Here is a 15,942-nt window from a genome sequence, read left to right as displayed (position 1 = left end):
AACCGATTCTAACCTGTGTATTGCTGCCTCTGTCAAAGGCTCTGGCCGCTCCACAACGACTGCGGGAACAAACGCTCTACCAGCGCCTCGTTATTGATGCGTGCCGCATAGATCGCACGGTCGAATAACGCGCCGGTACGCAGGTCGTAAATCGGGCCGGTGCCGGGGTGGCTCACTTCACGCAGTTTGACCCAGATAAACCTATACGCCGGTTGGTGGATTTCCTGGACCGATTCGATCCGGAAGCAATGGCCTGGCAAAAACAGCGTTTCGGCTTCGCCCTCCTGCTGCGACAACGGGGCTATCGGAACGCCGCTCTGATAGCCCTGGTATGGCAGCTCGTAGATCACCGAGGTTTCGTCGAACACGTTCTCGACACGCTCGATGCCAACCACTTGGCGGGGTGCGACGAAGTCCCGCAGGGCGTACGGGTTTTCGGTGAATGACGTGAGATCGGTGCTGACCATGATGTCGCCGGCAACCCTTGCGCCGTTGCGCAGGTGCAGGCCAGAGGTGTTGCGGCTGGCATGCCCGCCGCGCCAGAGCGAGGCGGTATTGCTGCGCGGCAACTGCGCCAACGAATCGCACAACCGTTCGATGTAAGCGTGCATGTCGCCGTCGCCTACTTCGAACGCTGAGGTAATGCCAAAGCGAAACAGGTGGTTGGCCTGGGTCATTTCATCGCTGTAGATGTGCAGCAGGTTGTTGTAATACTGGCCGCCCTGGCGATAGGTATAGTGCCGGGCACCGCCAGCCAGCACATATTCATAGTCGTGCTCGTCGAACAGCGGGTCCGCTTCGGGGGCGATTTCCGCTATGCTCGCGGCATCCAGTACCGCCCGTTGGCGTTCTGCAACCCAGCATGAAATCTGCTCGCTCAGCTCAGGGTCGGGTTGCATGTAGAAGTCCCAGAACGGCGAAGTGGCCTGTTCCAGGCCGCCGGGCACGCCACCGGCAAGCCGCGGTACCCCCAGCCATTGCCACTGCCCGGCTTCATTCAGCCGCACCGGGCGCAGCGGCGCGAAGGCGAAGGGTGCATCGGCCCGCACCACCAGCCATGTATGAAGTTCCGCGCTGTAGCGCACCCGATAGGGCCGGCCCGCCAGTTCTATCCAGGTTTGGCCTTTGGCCGAGACGCTAATGCCCCCCAGCAGCCCTGGGCCTCGCTGCGGTGAGGGCAAGGCCGGGTGGCCGGTGGCTTCGACCTCGACCGCGCCCTCGGCGGGCCACTCGACGGGTTGCCAGTGGGCAATCGAAGTCAAACGTTCATGGGGCGGCGCGCGCAAACGCAATGCCTGAACCCCGAAAGCAATGTCTGCCATCCCGAACGCGATGGCGATCGCGTCGGTGACGGCCGCCAGCAGTGCATCGCTGCGCGCGCCGGCCGAGCGGGCCCGCCCCCGTGCGTCGAGATCCAGCGCCAAGCGGGCCACCCCGGCGCCGACCAACGCCAAGCTAAAGGGCCACGCGGCCGGTGCCAGGCCGCCGACCACTTGCATGAATGCGCCCAGGTAGCCGCGCCACAGCGCTTTACGCAGGTCGGCGTTACTGACCAATGCGGTTTGGCTGGTCTGCATGTCTTGCTGGCTGACCACTGCAAGCTCGGCGAACACATCCTGCGTGAGTGCCGTGGCTATACCGAACGGCCAGGTGGGCGCGTGGGGCGTACCGATGTGGGCACGCAGTTCCTCCAGCGTGTGGCTTCGCATTTGGGCAGTGCTGGCGTCGTCGAACCGATAGAGCGCGTCTACCCAAGCCTGCCCCTGGGGCGAGGCCAAATGTACGGCCACCCCACGCACCAGGTGGGCGGGGCTTGCGAAGGCGCGCAGCACAGGGCTTGCAGTGGGGGTGTAAAGCACCACGCGGCCGCCTGGCGCCTGCAAGGTGAACATATGCCCGTGGTTGCCCAGCACGTAGTGCTTGATGGCCAGCGGCTCGCTGGGCGTGGCCGTTTTTAACGTTGCAAGTGTTAACGGTTGGTGCGGGTCCAGGCCGATGTAACGGTATAGATGCTCGCGATCAATAGCTTGCAGGTGGCCTTGGCGCAGCGCCTGGGTGATCGCAGCCAGCATCTGCACTTTAGCCAGCAACAGAAAGTCGCCCCGCCGTTCGGCCCAGAACCGCTGCGTGCGCGCCCTGACCAGGGTGGCGAAATCCAGCGCCCATAGGTCGGCCATCACTGTGCTCGGCAGCAGCGCCACTTCGTTATGTTCGTTGTACAGCCGGGCGCCTGGGCCTTGATAATAGAACCCGTTGTACAGGTCAAGGGTATCCGGCGCGGCCTGGAAGCCTTCGTCGAAACGCCGCAACAGCAACTCGGTGAAGCGCATGGACGCTGCTGGCGGCCCAGCATGTTGCCAACCGGTGAAACTGTGTGAGCTGGTACTCGCGCCCTCGAAACGGTGCCACCAGACCTTATCGGGGTTCAACCGCTGGCCGGTGTGCTTGCGCAGGCAGCCGGCCGCTGCCTTGCGGGCCAGTGTGTGCATGTCGGGCCAAGCGTCGAGGTAGCGCCGGGCGATATCCGAAACCGCGCGGGCATCGCCCAGGCACAAGAGGCTGTGCTGTAGATGTTCAAGGCCAGTCGTCATTGCAAGGCTTCCTTTCCGGTCAATAGGTGCTCATTGAACGCCGGCTGTAACGGTGGGCGGTGGTAGATACTCCTGCCCCAACGGCCCTCGGGCGGTGCCGGGGCCAGACCTAATTACGCCCCCGGGCCGTGCTGCTGTTGCTCAATGAACATCCATTTGAAAATCCACACGATGTGAAAAATGACGGCCAGCCACCTCGAGTTCGAGAACAGCATCGCCCGTTTGGTGATGCCCGTAAGGTTGCCGCGGTCGCCCGGCGGTACATGAAGGCGTGGCCAGACCTGCACGATATGGCGCGCCGAGCCGCCTACGATTGTTTGTCTGGGCGGGGCACGCGGCAGACTTCAGGCTGCTGGCCAAGGTGGCCTTTTTAGCCGAGGCCGAACGGGCGACCCAGCAGGGCGAGCTGGCTGAGGGCGACCGCCAGTTCTTACGCCAATACGTGGGCACCGGGCCAAACTTGCCGGTGAAGGCTCCCGCCCTGGCAGCCTCGGCGCCGGCAACCCCGGTGGCCGTGACGCAGTTCAACCTGGGCGGTGCCGCTTGGCTGTTTACCCTCCAAGCCGGAGGCGGCCGCGTCATCCTCTACACGCCCTCGGCCGCCCCGGCCTTTCACGGCTTTGCCGACCACCGCGCGATGCTGAAGTGGGTGACTCGCCGGTTGCAGGGGGCCGGCGGCCAAGCCTGGGTTCAGGCCGATTTACGACCTGCGCACCGGGAGCCTGTTCGACCGCGCGGCGTATGCCGAACGGCTGGGCAACCCAGCCTTGCTGGAACGCTTGTTTCCGGCTGCCGAATGGTCGCCCCATTGTCGCCGTGGCCCGGCATAGCCAAGCCACGGCGCGGGCGTTAGCCGATGGTCATCAGGCTCGCATTGCCCCCAGCCGCTGCGGTATTGACGCTCAGGGCCCGCTCGATCACCAGCCGCTCCAGGGCGATGTCGGTTTCGCCGCGGGGCAGCCCTTGTACGCCAACGATCGGGCCGCTGCGCTGCGCCACCTGTTCGCATACGGCGCGCACTTGGTCGGAATCGCCGTGGTGCAGTACCGCATCGAACGCTGTGTCGCCCTTGTTCCAATCGCTCGCCAGGTGGATGCGTGCCGCGGCCTCCTGCGGCAGCCGGCGGCGTACCGCGTGGGCCAACTCGTCGTTCGGCAGCACCGCCTGGCTTCCCACCGCCAGTACCGCCGCCAATTGCGCCAGCAGGTCGTTTTCGTTGTCGGCCAGGCACAGTACGTGCTCACGGGGCAGGATGGTGTAGCTGTTGCGCTCGCCGGTCGGCCCCGGCAACAGCCGGCTCAAGCCCGCTTGCGACTGGGCCGCGAAGCGCTCGCACAGCGCCACCAGCGCATCGTTCTGCTGGCTGGCCGCCCAATCTTTGAAGGCTTCCAGCGGCGCCAGCAGGCGTTGTTGCAAGCGGGCGTCGGGTTGGCCGTGGTCGCGCCGCGCCAGCGAACGGCTGGCCGCCGCGCCAGGGCAGGTGGCCAGCAAACGGTAGAGATACAGCGGGCCACCGGCTTTTGGCCCGGTACCGGACAGCCCCTCCCCACCGAAGGGTTGCACCCCGACCACCGCACCGACGATGTTGCGGTTGACGTAGGCGTTACCCGCGTTGATGTTCTCCACCACCTTGGCGATGGTTTCGTCGATGCGGGTGTGCACGCCCAGCGTAAGCCCGTAGCCAGTGGCGTTGATCTGCTCGATCAGCGCATCCAGGTCTTTGCGGGCGTAGCGCAGCACATGCAACACCGGGCCGAAAATTTCCCGCTTAAGCTCATCCAGGCTGTCCAGTTCGATCAGCGTTGGGGCAATGAAGGTGCCGCGTTTGCTCTCTTCGCCTACCACCCGGGCCAATGTGTGCACTTTACGGCCTTTGTCGCGCATGCCCTGGATGTGCTTTTCGATGCCCGCCTTGGCTTCGGTGTCGATCACCGGGCCGATGTCCACGGCCAGGTTCTCCGGGTTGCCCAGCCGCGCCTCGGCCATCGCCCCCTTGAGCATTTCGATCACGCGGTCGGCGCTGTCCTCCTGCAGGCACAGTACCCGCAAGGCCGAGCAGCGCTGCCCGGCGCTGTCGAAGGCCGAGGACACCACATCGATCACCACCTGTTCGGTCAGCGCCGAGGAGTCGACGATCATTGCGTTCTGGCCGCCGGTTTCGGCGATCAGCGGAATCGGCCGGCCATGGGCATCGAGGCGCCCAGCAATATTGCGTTGCAGCAGGCGCGCCACTTCGGTGGACCCGGTGAACATCACACCCTTGACCCGTTCATCGCCCACCAGGGCAGCGCCAACGGTTTCGCCCCGGCCTGGCAGCAACTGCAATACGCCTGCAGGAATGCCCGCTTCCAGAAGAATACGCACCGCTTGCGCCGCCACTAGCGGGGTTTGTTCGGCGGGCTTTGCCAATACCGGGTTGCCGGCGGCAAGGGCCGCAGCCACCTGGCCGCTGAAAATCGCCAGGGGGAAGTTCCACGGGCTGATGCACACCACCGGGCCTAATGGGCGGTGGCTGTCATTGGTGAAATCATCGCGCACCTGGGCGGCATAGTAGCGCAGGAAATCCACCGCCTCGCGCACCTCGGCGATGGCGTTGGCAAAGGTTTTGCCGGCTTCGCGTACCAACAAGCCCATCAGCGGTTGGATTTGTGCTTCCATCAGGTCCGCGGCGCGGTCGAGGATCGCGGCCCGCTCGGCAGGTGGCGTAGCTTGCCATATGGCGCCATTGATTTGCGCGGCCTGCAACGCGTTGCTCACATCGTCGAGGCTCGCCTCTTGGACATGGCCCACGACGTCGCGGTGGTCTGCGGGGTTCAGTACCGCCATGGCGGTGCCGGGCGATACCTCGCAGCCGAGTAGCGGGCCTGCTTGCCAGTCGTTGTGGGCGGTAGCCAGCAGCGCACTGGAAAGTGAAGCCAGCCGGTGCTCATTGGCAAGGTCGATACCGGCCGAATTGGCCCGCTCACTGCCATAAAGTTCGCGCGGTTGCGCAATGCGGGGGTGTGGCAGGCCCACGGCGCCTTCCTGGGAGCTGAGGCGTTCGATGGCCAGTACAGGGTCCTCGACCAGTTCTTGGATCGACAACGAGTGATCGGCGACCCGATTGACGAAAGACGTGTTCGCGCCGTTCTCGAGCAGGCGCCGCACCAGATAGGCCAGCAGCGTTTCATGGGTACCCACCGGCGCATAGACCCGGCACGGTCGGCCCAGCTTGCCTTCACCGACCTTGCCCACCACTTGCTCGTACAGCGGCTCGCCCATGCCGTGCAGGCACTGGAACTCGTATTGGCCAGGGTAGTAGTTCTGCCCGGCGAGTTGGTAGATGGCTGAAAGTGTATGGGCGTTGTGGGTGGCGAACTGCGGGTAAATCGCTTCGGGCACGGCCAGCAGCTTGCGGGCGCATGCGATGTAAGAGACATCGGTATACACCTTGCGGGTGTACACCGGGTAGCCCTCCAGGCCCTCAACTTGGGCGCGTTTGATTTCGCTGTCCCAGTACGCGCCTTTCACCAGGCGGATCATCAAGCGGTGGCGGCTGCGCCGGGCCAGGTCGATCACGTAGTCAATTACGTAGGGGCAGCGCTTCTGGTAGGCCTGGATCACGAAGCCGATGCCGTTCCAGCCCGCCAACGCGGGCTCGAAGCATAGGCGCTCGAGCAGGTCGAGCGACAGCTCCAGGCGGTCGGCTTCCTCAGCGTCTATGTTCAGGCCGATGTCGTAGTGCTTGGCCAACAAGGTCAGCGACAGCAGGCGTGGGTAAAGCTCGTCCATTACCCGCTCGTATTGTGCGCGGCTATAGCGCGGGTGCAAGGCCGACAGCTTGATCGAGATGCCTGGGCCTTCGTAGATACCGCGGCCGTGGGAAGCTTTACCAATCGAGTGGATGGCTTGGTCGTAGGACGCCAGGTACTTTTGCGCGTCGGCTTCGGTCAAGGCCGCCTCGCCGAGCATGTCGTAGGAGTAGCGGAACCCCTTGCTTTCGAAACGCGCGGCATTGGCCAGCGCTTCGCCAATGGTTTCACCGGTCACGAACTGCTCGCCCATCAGGCGCATGGCCATGTCTACGCCTTTGCGTATCACCGGCTCGCCGCTTTTGCCGATCAGCCGGCTGAGCGAGGAGGTCAGGTTCGCTTCGCTGTGGGTCGACACCAGCTTGCCAGTGATCAGCAGCCCCCACGAGGCGGCGTTGACGAACATCGATGGGCTTTGGCCCAGGTGCTGTTTCCAATTGCCGTTGCTGACCTTGTCGCGGATCAGCGCGTCACGGGTGGCTTTGTCTGGGATGCGCAACAGTGCTTCAGCCAGGCACATCAGCGCCACGCCCTCCTGGGATGACAGCGAGAACTCCTGCAACAGCCCCTGCACCAGCCCGGCACGGCCACCGGCGCTCTTTTGATTGCGCAGTTTCTCGGCCAGGCCCGCTGCCATTTTGCTGGCCGCCGCGGCCATGGGCTGCGGCAGGCGTGCCTGCTCCAGCAGCATAGGCAGCATTTCTTGCTCGGGGCGGCGGTAGGCCGCGGTGATGGCTGCGCGCAGTACCGATTGCGGGAGGATGCTTTCGGCAAACTCCAGGAACGGCTGGTGCCCGGCGTCCGCTGGCGCTTCGGCGCTGTCATCGGCCTCGCGCGGGGCGCTGCGGCCCAATTCGTCGAGGCTGGCGCCACCTTCGATACGCTCCAGGTAGCTGAAGATGGCTTGCTTGATCAGCCAATGGGGCGTGCGGTCGATGGATTGCGCGGCAGCTTTGAGGCGCTCGCGGGTCGGGTCGTCAAGTTTGACCCCAAGGGTGGTGGTCGCCATATCGTTATCCTCATGCAGGCACTGGCTACTTCGTGGCAAAAGAGTAGCGGTGTGACACGCCGGGTGCAACTAGGTGCAACCGTTATTTTCAAGCGGTATTGAGTTTGGGTCGCAGGCCGATGTGCGGCAACTGGACGCTAAGTTGGCGACAAAATCCGCCGATTAGACACAATTTGTTATGGGAAAGATCTGAATTGTTTGTAGGAAAGGGATGTTTTAGCCCTTAAGCGGTTGTCTTGGATTTGTCTCATTCCCTAGGATGGCCACCCTCGGGTGCAACCTTAGCCGCACCCTGCCTATAACAAGAGGGTGCCGCTACATGAGTTTTAGCAATCCAACATTGATCACCTTTATGGTGTACATCGCGGTGATGGTGCTGATTGGCCTGGTAGCCTATCGGTCCACGCGCAACCTCTCGGATTACATCCTCGGTGGGCGCCGCCTGGGCGGGGTGGTCACAGCATTGTCCGCGGGTGCTTCGGACATGAGCGGCTGGCTGCTGATGGGCCTGCCCGGTGCCATCTACATGTCGGGGCTGTCCGAAGGCTGGATCGCCGTGGGGTTGATAGCCGGTGCCTACCTGAACTGGCTGATCGTGGCGGGGCGGTTGCGGGTGCATACCGAACATAACGGCGACGCCTTGACGCTCCCGGACTATTTCGCCAGCCGCTTCAACGACCACAGCGGCCTGTTGCGCGTGATCTCAGCGCTGGTCATCCTGGTGTTCTTCACCATCTATTGCGCGTCGGGCATCGTCGCCGGTGCCCGCTTGTTCGAAACCACCTTCGGCATGCCGTATGAGTACGCCGTGTGGGCCGGCGCCGCCGCTACCATTGCCTACACCCTGTTGGGCGGCTTCTTGGCGGTGAGCTGGACCGACACCGTGCAGGCGACCCTGATGATCTTCGCGCTCATCCTTACGCCGGTGGTGGTGGTGCTGGCGACCGGCGGCACGGAAACCTCCCTGGCGCTGATCAAAGAGGCGCAACCTGGGCACTTCGACGTGCTGCAAGGGGCGACCTTCATCGGTATCATCTCGCTGCTGGCCTGGGGCTTGGGCTACTTTGGCCAGCCGCATATCCTGGCCCGGTTCATGGCTGCCGCATCGGTGAAGTCGATCACTCAGGCCCGGCGCATTTCCATGACCTGGATGAGCCTGTGCCTGATCGGTACCTGTGCGGCGGGCTTCTTCGGGGTCGCGTACTTTACCGCCAACCCGCACCTGGGCGACGCGGTGGCGGCGAACCCGGAGCGGGTGTTCATGGAGCTGTCGCGGTTGCTGTTCAACCCTTGGGTGGCCGGCGTGATCCTGTCGGCGATCTTCGCCGCGGTGATGAGTACCCTGAGCTGCCAGTTGTTGGTGTGCTCCAGCGCGCTCACCGAGGATTTCTACCGCCAGTTCGTGCGCAAGGACGCTTCCCAGCGTGAGCTGGTGTGGGTAGGGCGCAGCATGGTGCTGTTGGTGGCCCTTATCGCCATCGCCTTGGCGGCCAACCCGAACAGCCAGGTGTTGGAACTGGTTGGCTATGCTTGGGCCGGCTTCGGTGCCGCGTTCGGGCCGGTGGTGGTGCTGTCGCTGCTGTGGAAGGGCATGACCCGCTACGGCGCCCTGGCGGGGATGGTATGCGGCGCGGTAACCGTGCTGGCCTGGAAAGAGCAAGGCGGCTTTGGCCTGGGCTTGTATGAAATCATCCCGGGCTTCATTGCCGCTACGTTGGCCATTGTGGTGGGCAGCCTGCTCGAAGGGCGCAGCCCTGCGCTGGTGGCACGCTTCGAAGCGGCCGACAAGGCCTGGCGCCAAGCCAGCCGTTGATACCGGTGGGCCCGCGGCCATTGGTGCGGGCCCTTGGCGAGGGTAAACTGGCGCACCTGCACCGTTTACTTCCCCATCCGGCAACGCCGGGCCGATAGAAGGCTTCATGAACTACCGTCATGCGTTTCACGCCGGCAACCATGCCGATGTTTTCAAACATATCCTGCTGACCCGGCTGATCACCCTGTTTTCACGCAAGGAACAGCCGTTCGCCTACCTCGACAGCCACGCCGGCCTGGGGCTGTATGACCTACAGGCAGGCCAAGCGGCCCGCACGGGCGAATACCTGGAGGGTATTGGCAGGCTTTGGCCATGCGAACAGGTGCCCGAGGCCGCCGCCGGTTACCTACATCTGGTGCGTAAACTCAACCCCGATGGCCAGCTACGTTACTACCCGGGCTCACCGGAATTGGCGCGGCGCCTGGCGCGCCAGCAAGACCGCGTGCTGCTCAATGAAAAACACCCTGAAGACGGGCGCTTGCTCAAGGAAAACTACCAGCGCGACCCACGAGTGACCGTGCACCTGGGTGAAGGCTGGCATGTGCCGCGGGCCCTGCTGCCGGTGGCCGAAAAGCGCGCGATCCTGCTGATCGACCCGCCGTTCGAGCAGGTGGACGACCTTACCCGCTGTGCCACGGCGATGAAAGAAGCGATCGCGCGAATGCGCCAGACCATCGTCGCGATCTGGTACCCCATCAAGGACGACGTACGCCCGTTGCGCCGCTTCCACCAGGCGTTGACCAGCACCGGCGCGCCCAAGCTGCTGACGGTTGAGCTGCTGGTGCACCCGCGGGACACGCCGCAAAGCCTCAATGGTTCTGGCCTGGCCATCGCCAACCCCCCGTGGGGGCTTGAAGGCGAACTGCAGCAACTGATGCCGTGGCTGGTTGCCACGCTTGGGCAAACCGGCGCAAGTTGGCATATGGAATGGGTGATAGCCGAAAACGGCTAGCCGCTACCGGCTGGCGACCCTCACGCTGGCAGGCAAACCCCAGTGCCACCGATGCCGCAGTACCCTGCGGGGTTCTTGGCCAAGTACTGCTGGTGGTAGGTTTCAGCGTAATAAAACCTTGGCGCCATCTCCACATCGGTGGTGATGGTGCCTTCCCCGGCCTTGGTAAGCTCCGCTTGGTATAGCTCACGGCTGGCCAAGGCGGCGTGCAGTTGAGCTTCGTTGGCGCAGTAAACGACCGAGCGGTACTGGGTGCCGATGTCGTTGCCCTGGCGCATGCCCTGGGTAGGGTTATGGGATTCCCAGAACACTTTCAGCAGTTGCTCGTAGCTCGTTTGCGCAGGGTTGAAGGCCACCAGCACCACCTCGGTGTGGCCGGTGAGCCCTGAACACACTTCTTCATAGGTGGGGTTTGGGGTAAAGCCGCCGGCATAACCCACGGCAGTGCTGTATACGCCGGGTTGCTGCCACAAGCGGCGCTCTGCGCCCCAAAAACACCCCAAGCCAAAATAAGCCACCTCGGTGCCCTCGGGGAACGGTGCTTGCAGCCGATGGCCGTTGACGAAGTGTTCGGCCGGCACGGCCATCGGGGTGTCGCGGCCGGGCAAGGCTTGTTGCGCGGTGGGCAGTTGGTGTTTATTCACCAGGATTTCCGAACGCAGGACCATGGCCTTCTCCTTTGAAGCATGCAGTCTGAAACGATAGACGCCTAGTGTGCGCTAGAGTGCGAACTTGTGAAACACCGCGCTGGGTTATCAGCCGTTTGGGCCCTTGGGGTAGCGGCGCAGCGCGGTTACCAGATCTTGGGAGGGGATAGGGCGGTCGAATAGGTAACCCTGGCCCACGTCACAACGGTGTCGGCGTAAAAAGGCCAGTTGTTCCGCCGTCTCGATGCCTTCGGCGACCACTTTTAGCTTGAGGTTATGCGCCATGGCGATCACCGCGGAGGTGATTTCCATATCATCCTGGTTATCCGGGATGTCGCGGATGAAGCTGCGGTCGATCTTGATGATATCGATTGGGAATTTTTTCAGGTAACTGAGCGAAGAGTAACCGGTACCGAAATCATCCATGGCCAGCGATAGCCCCAGGCCCTTGAGCTGCCCGAGCAGCAGGCGGGTGCCTTCGGTGGCTTCCAACAGCAGCCCCTCGGTCAGCTCCAGTTCCAGCAGGTGTGGCGGCAGTTCTTCTTCTTCGAGCACAGTGCGTACCGAGGCCACCAGGTCCGGGTCGGAAAACTGCTTGGGGGAGAGGTTGATCGCCACCTGCAACGGGCCAAACCCCGCGGCAGTGAGCTGCTTGCCCATGCGGCAGGCCTGGCGCACCACCCACTTGCCGATGGGCACGATCAGCCCGGTTTCCTCGGCCACGCTGATGAACTGGTCCGGGCGGATCATACCGCGTTCGGGGTGGTTCCAGCGCAGTAGCGCCTCCATGCCAAGCAGGCGCCCGCTGCGTAGGCACAGCTTGGGTTGGTAGAACACTTCCAATTCGTTCTGGGCCAGGGCGCGGCGCAGGTTGTTTTCAACGAACAGCTTGTAGTTCGCCTCGGCGTGCAGGGCCTCGGTAAAGACCTGCACCTGGTGCTTACCGTTGGCCTTGGCCTTATGCAGCGCCAGCCCTGCGTTTTTCATCAGGGTTTGCGGGTCCAGGCCATGCAGTGGTGCACAGGCCAAACCCACCGAAGCGGTGACGTTGATCAGTTGGTTATCGACGAACATCGGTTTGTCGAGGGTTTTGAGTACCTGGGTCGCGATTTCCTGGCCTGCCTCAAGGCTGGTGTCGTCCAGCAGCACCGCGAACTCGTTGCTGGCGAAACGGGCCAGGCTGCCGGAGGGGCTGAGGCTGTTGCGTAAGCGCCGGGCCAGGCTGATCAGCAGTTTGTCGCCCGTCTGGTGGCCAAGGCTATCGTTAATGCGCTTGAAATTGTCGATGTCTACCAACATCAGCGCCAGCGGTGGGCTACCCTCACGGCCGAAGCGCTCGTCGAGGGTGCGGATGAACGCCGGGCGGTTGCCCAAATTGGTGAGGTTGTCGGTGTAGGCCAGCCGCTCAATGCGCTGTTGGGCCAACTTGGCCTGGGTGATGTCTTCGTAGATGCCGATATAGTGGGTGAGCTCGCGCTGTTCGTTGAATACCTTGGAGATCGACAACTGCCCCCAATAGGGCTCCAGGTTTTTCCGCCGGCTCTTGAACTCACCTTGCCAACTGTTGCTTTTGTCCAGCGCCGAGGGCGCCTCGAACAACAGCTCGCTGAGGTTCTCCAGGGCGGGCAATTCTGCCAGCCGGTGGCCTTGTACTTCGTCGGTGTTGTACTGCGTGATAGCGGTGAAACTGGGGTTGACGTATTCGACGATGCCCTCGCAATTGACCAGCAAGAAGGCATTGGCACTTTGCTCCACGGCCCGTTGGAACAGGTGCAGGGCGCTGGTGGCGGCCCGGCGGGTCTGGCTGGTGATCACCTGGGCGAATTGGTCAGCCAGTTCGCCGGCGAAGGCCACTTCATCGGATTGCCAGGGCCGAGCCACACCATGCTGCTCCAGGCACAGTACCCCTACGACTTGGCCGTCGACCCGCACACTGGCATCGAGAATGGCGGTTATGTTGCGCCGCGCCAGGCATTCGGCCAGCTCATGGGTGCGCGGGTCGCCAGGGGTATTGTCAGCGTCGATGGCGCGGCTGCTGTGCAGCGTGCTGAGGTAGTCGGGAAACAGCGACCCATCGATCGCCTCAGGTACGCTGTACTGCTGCTGCTCGGCCGACCAACTGGTGATCGGCAGTAACCACTTGCCCTCCAGATGCCAAAGGCTGGCGCAGTCGATCCCGTAGATTTCACAGGCGTTGCGGGTGATCAACTCGGCCGCTTCAAGCAACGGGGATTGGGTAACATAGCGCTGGCGGGCCAGGCGCAGGATCAGATCTTGTTGGGCCCGCACACGTTCCAAATGCTGCAGTTGCGCTTGCTGGGCGCGCTGGTTCAGCGCCAGGGCCAACTGTAGGCGCCCGGCATGGCTGTCGGCCGGCGCTGCTTCGGCGCCCAGGCTTGTGCCCAGCGCATCGTCCACCACCACCAGGTAGCCGCGCAGCAGTTGGCGATTATGCTGGCGATAGGTTTCGCCCAGCTCCAAGAGGGTCAGTGGGCCTGCGGCGGCATGTAGGGTATAACGCACCGAATAATAGCCACGGGCGCCCAGTTGTTGCTCGATGGCGTCGTGTAGTTGGTAGCGCGCTTGCGGTTCCATCAGGCTCGCATAGGGTGAGCCTATCAGTGCACACAGTTCCGAGGCGGGTAAGCCAAATTCGCGTTCGCAGTTCGGGTCCAGATACAGCAGCGCCCAATTGGGCTCATGAAGGCGCTCGAAACGCAGCATACCCAGGCGCGAGGGCGCCGGTAACTGCGTCACTACCTCGGCGGCCATGCGCGTGGCCGCATCCGGCTGGCTTTTCATCGAGTGCTCACTTCAAAAGTACGGGTCGCTAACCGGCGGGTTGTTTGGGCACCGCATTGGTCAAGGTTGCATCATGGCGCGGGCGCTGACAAGCAATACGGTGGCGTAGTGCCTGTACTCTATCGGCGGCTACAGGGTTTTCTTCACCCACGGTTGCGCTTCTGGGGTGAGTTTAGCCGACGTGCGGTGCGCTGATGCGCAACAGCGCGGCACGCTTGCGCAAAAACAACGGCGGCCAAAGGGTTTCCAGGCATCTGATCCCTTGTAGTGGCGGTGGTAAGTAAAAAACCGCCCGGGGAAGGGCGGTTAGAGGTGTGAGCGTAGCCGCTCAACACAGTGCCGGGGTGCCTTGCGCAGCACCCCGGCGGGGGCTTACAGCAGCATCGTACGGATGTCGGCCAACACATCACCCAAGCGCTTGGTGAAGCGTGCGGCGGCGGCACCGTTGATTACCCGGTGGTCATACGACAACGACAGCGGCAACATCAGGCGTGGTTGGAATGCCTTGCCGTCCCAAACCGGCTGCAGGGTAGCCTTGGAAACGCCGAGGATCGCGACTTCCGGCGCGTTGACGATCGGCGTGAAGCCGGTACCGCCAATGTGCCCGAGGCTGGAAATCGTGAAGCAGGCACCTTGCATGTCGTCGGAGGAAAGCTTTTTATTGCGTGCCTTCTCGGCCAATGCAGCCGCCTCAGCCGCCAGTTGCAACAAGCTCTTCTGGTCGACGTTCTTGATCACCGGCACCAACAGGCCATCGGGGGTGTCCACGGCAAAACCGATGTGCACGTACTTTTTGCGGATCAAGGCTTTGCCGCTTGGGGCCAGCGAACTGTTGAAGTCCGGCAGTTCCTTGAGCAGATAAGCGCTGGCCTTGAGCAGCAGTGGCAGTACGGTCAACTTCACCCCGGCTTTTTCCGCCACGGCCTTCTGGGCCACGCGGAAGGCCTCGAGTTCGGTGATGTCGGCCTGGTCGAACTGGGTCACGTGCGGCACGTTCAGCCAGCTGCGATGCAGGTTGGCGGCGCCCACTTGCATCAAGCGGGTCATCGGCACTTCTTCGATTTCACCAAAGCGGCTGAAGTCGATGGTTGGGACCGGCGGGATGCCCGCGCCACCTGCGGCGCCCGCAGTTGTGGCCGGGGCGTCCTTGGCTTGGGTCATGACCGACTTGACGTAGGCTTGCACGTCTTCTTTCAACACGCGGCCATGGGGCCCGGTGGCGCTGACTTGCGCCAGGTCCACGCCGAACTCGCGCGCCAATTGGCGCACCGCGGGGCCGGCGTGCACCTTGGCGCCGGAAGCGGCCGGGGCGGTAGCTGGGGCTGCCGCGGCAGGTTTGGCTGCTTGCGCCGTGGCTGGTGCTGGCGCGGCAGCCGCCGGCGCAGCGGGGGCGGCAGTGGCAGCGGGCGCTGCGCCGGCGACCTTGAGGGTGAGGATCAGGTCACCGGTGCCTACTTCGTCTTCGAGCTTGACCACAACGCTTTCGACAGTACCTGCCGCCGGCGAAGGGATCTCCATGCTGGCCTTGTCCGATTCCAGGGTAATCAGCGATTGGTCGGTTTCGACGGTGTCGCCGGGCTTGACCAACACTTCGATGATCTTCGCCTTGCCCGCCGAGCCGATGTCCGGAACCTTGATCTCCTGGACGCTATCGCCTGCCGGCGCGGCCGCCTGGGTAGCAGTGGCCTGCTCTTGCGCGGCCGGTTGGGGCGTTTCGGCCGCTGCCGGGGCGCCGGCGGCGCCCTCGCCCTTGAGCACCAGGATCAGGTCGCCGGTGCCCACTTCGTCATTGAGCTTAACGCTGATGCTTTCAACAACGCCGGCGGCAGGGGAGGGGATCTCCATGCTGGCTTTGTCCGATTCCAGGGTGATCAGCGACTGGTCGGCTTCGACACGGTCGCCCACCTTGACCTGGACCTCGATCACCTGCGCCTTGCCCGCCGAGCCGATGTCGGGAACCTTGACCTCTTGTGCCGCGCCGCCGGCCGACGGGGCGCTGGCCGGCGCCGATGCCGGTGCGGAGGGGCGCGTTTGGTCGGCTTCGTCCACGCCGTTGGACGCATTGGGCGTGGCGGCAGGGGGGGCGTCGGTGGTGGCGCTGCCACCTTCGGCGTCCAACTCGATCAGTTCGTCGCCTTCCTTGAGGCGGTCGCCCACCTTGACCTTGATTGCCTTGACTACACCGGCCTTGGGTGCCGGCACTTCCATGCTGGCTTTGTCGGATTCCAACGTCACCAGGCTTTGTTCGGCTTCGATACGGTCGCCAACTTTAACCTGGATCTCGATGACCTCGCCTTCACCACCGATGTCGGGTACGCGAATGAGTTCGCTCATGAA

The 15,942-nt window shown here is 63.4% G+C and carries 8 protein-coding genes; 3 read left to right on the top strand and 5 right to left on the bottom strand.

Annotation, left to right across the window (positions count from 1 at the left end; all coding sequences use genetic code 11):
* Positions 1-32 precede the first annotated feature (32 nt).
* A complete protein-coding gene (locus HAQ05_RS01110; protein WP_190416731.1) occupies positions 33-2,591 on the bottom strand; it encodes a dermonecrotic toxin domain-containing protein in 2,559 nt (852 codons plus the stop codon).
* A gap of 271 nt (positions 2,592-2,862) precedes the next feature.
* Here HAQ05_RS01110 and HAQ05_RS29355 point away from each other — a divergent pair, with 271 nt between their 5' ends.
* Complete coding sequence (locus tag HAQ05_RS29355; RefSeq protein WP_420825730.1) at positions 2,863-3,444, top strand: dermonecrotic toxin domain-containing protein; 582 nt, start codon at positions 2,863-2,865, stop codon at positions 3,442-3,444.
* Here HAQ05_RS29355 and putA read toward each other — a convergent pair.
* Positions 3,441-7,391 carry a trifunctional transcriptional regulator/proline dehydrogenase/L-glutamate gamma-semialdehyde dehydrogenase gene (gene putA / locus HAQ05_RS01105; RefSeq protein WP_190416730.1) on the bottom strand — a complete coding sequence of 1,317 codons (3,951 nt, stop codon included), beginning with the start codon at positions 7,389-7,391 and terminating at the stop codon, positions 3,441-3,443. The two genes, HAQ05_RS29355 and putA, sit on opposite strands and share 4 nt — an antisense overlap.
* 319 nt (positions 7,392-7,710) lie before the next feature.
* On the opposite strand from putA, the gene putP reads away from it, so the two are divergent.
* Positions 7,711-9,204, top strand: a complete 1,494-nt coding sequence (gene putP / locus HAQ05_RS01100; protein WP_190416729.1) for a sodium/proline symporter PutP — start codon at positions 7,711-7,713, stop codon at positions 9,202-9,204.
* A gap of 106 nt (positions 9,205-9,310) precedes the next feature.
* Complete coding sequence (locus tag HAQ05_RS01095) at positions 9,311-10,156, top strand: 23S rRNA (adenine(2030)-N(6))-methyltransferase RlmJ (RefSeq protein ID WP_190416728.1); 846 nt, start codon at positions 9,311-9,313, stop codon at positions 10,154-10,156.
* 20 nt (positions 10,157-10,176) lie between these two features.
* On the opposite strand, the gene msrA is transcribed toward HAQ05_RS01095, so the two are convergent.
* The 3 genes from msrA to aceF all read right to left on the bottom strand — a co-directional run bounded on the left by msrA (position 10,177) and on the right by aceF (position 15,939).
* Positions 10,177-10,824, bottom strand: coding sequence for a peptide-methionine (S)-S-oxide reductase MsrA (msrA, locus tag HAQ05_RS01090; protein ID WP_190416727.1), 648 nt, complete (start codon positions 10,822-10,824; stop codon positions 10,177-10,179).
* A gap of 87 nt (positions 10,825-10,911) precedes the next feature.
* A complete protein-coding gene (locus HAQ05_RS01085) occupies positions 10,912-13,605 on the bottom strand; it encodes a putative bifunctional diguanylate cyclase/phosphodiesterase (RefSeq protein WP_190416726.1) in 2,694 nt (897 codons plus the stop codon).
* Positions 13,606-13,977: 372 nt separating this feature from the next.
* Complete coding sequence (gene aceF / locus HAQ05_RS01080) at positions 13,978-15,939, bottom strand: dihydrolipoyllysine-residue acetyltransferase (RefSeq protein WP_190416725.1); 1,962 nt, start codon at positions 15,937-15,939, stop codon at positions 13,978-13,980.
* Between the last annotated feature and the right edge of the window lie 3 nt (positions 15,940-15,942).

The sequence above is a fragment of the Pseudomonas typographi genome, assembly GCF_014694385.1.
GTDB lineage: Bacteria > Pseudomonadota > Gammaproteobacteria > Pseudomonadales > Pseudomonadaceae > Aquipseudomonas > Aquipseudomonas typographi.
This window is presented reverse-complemented; position numbering and strand designations above follow the sequence as displayed.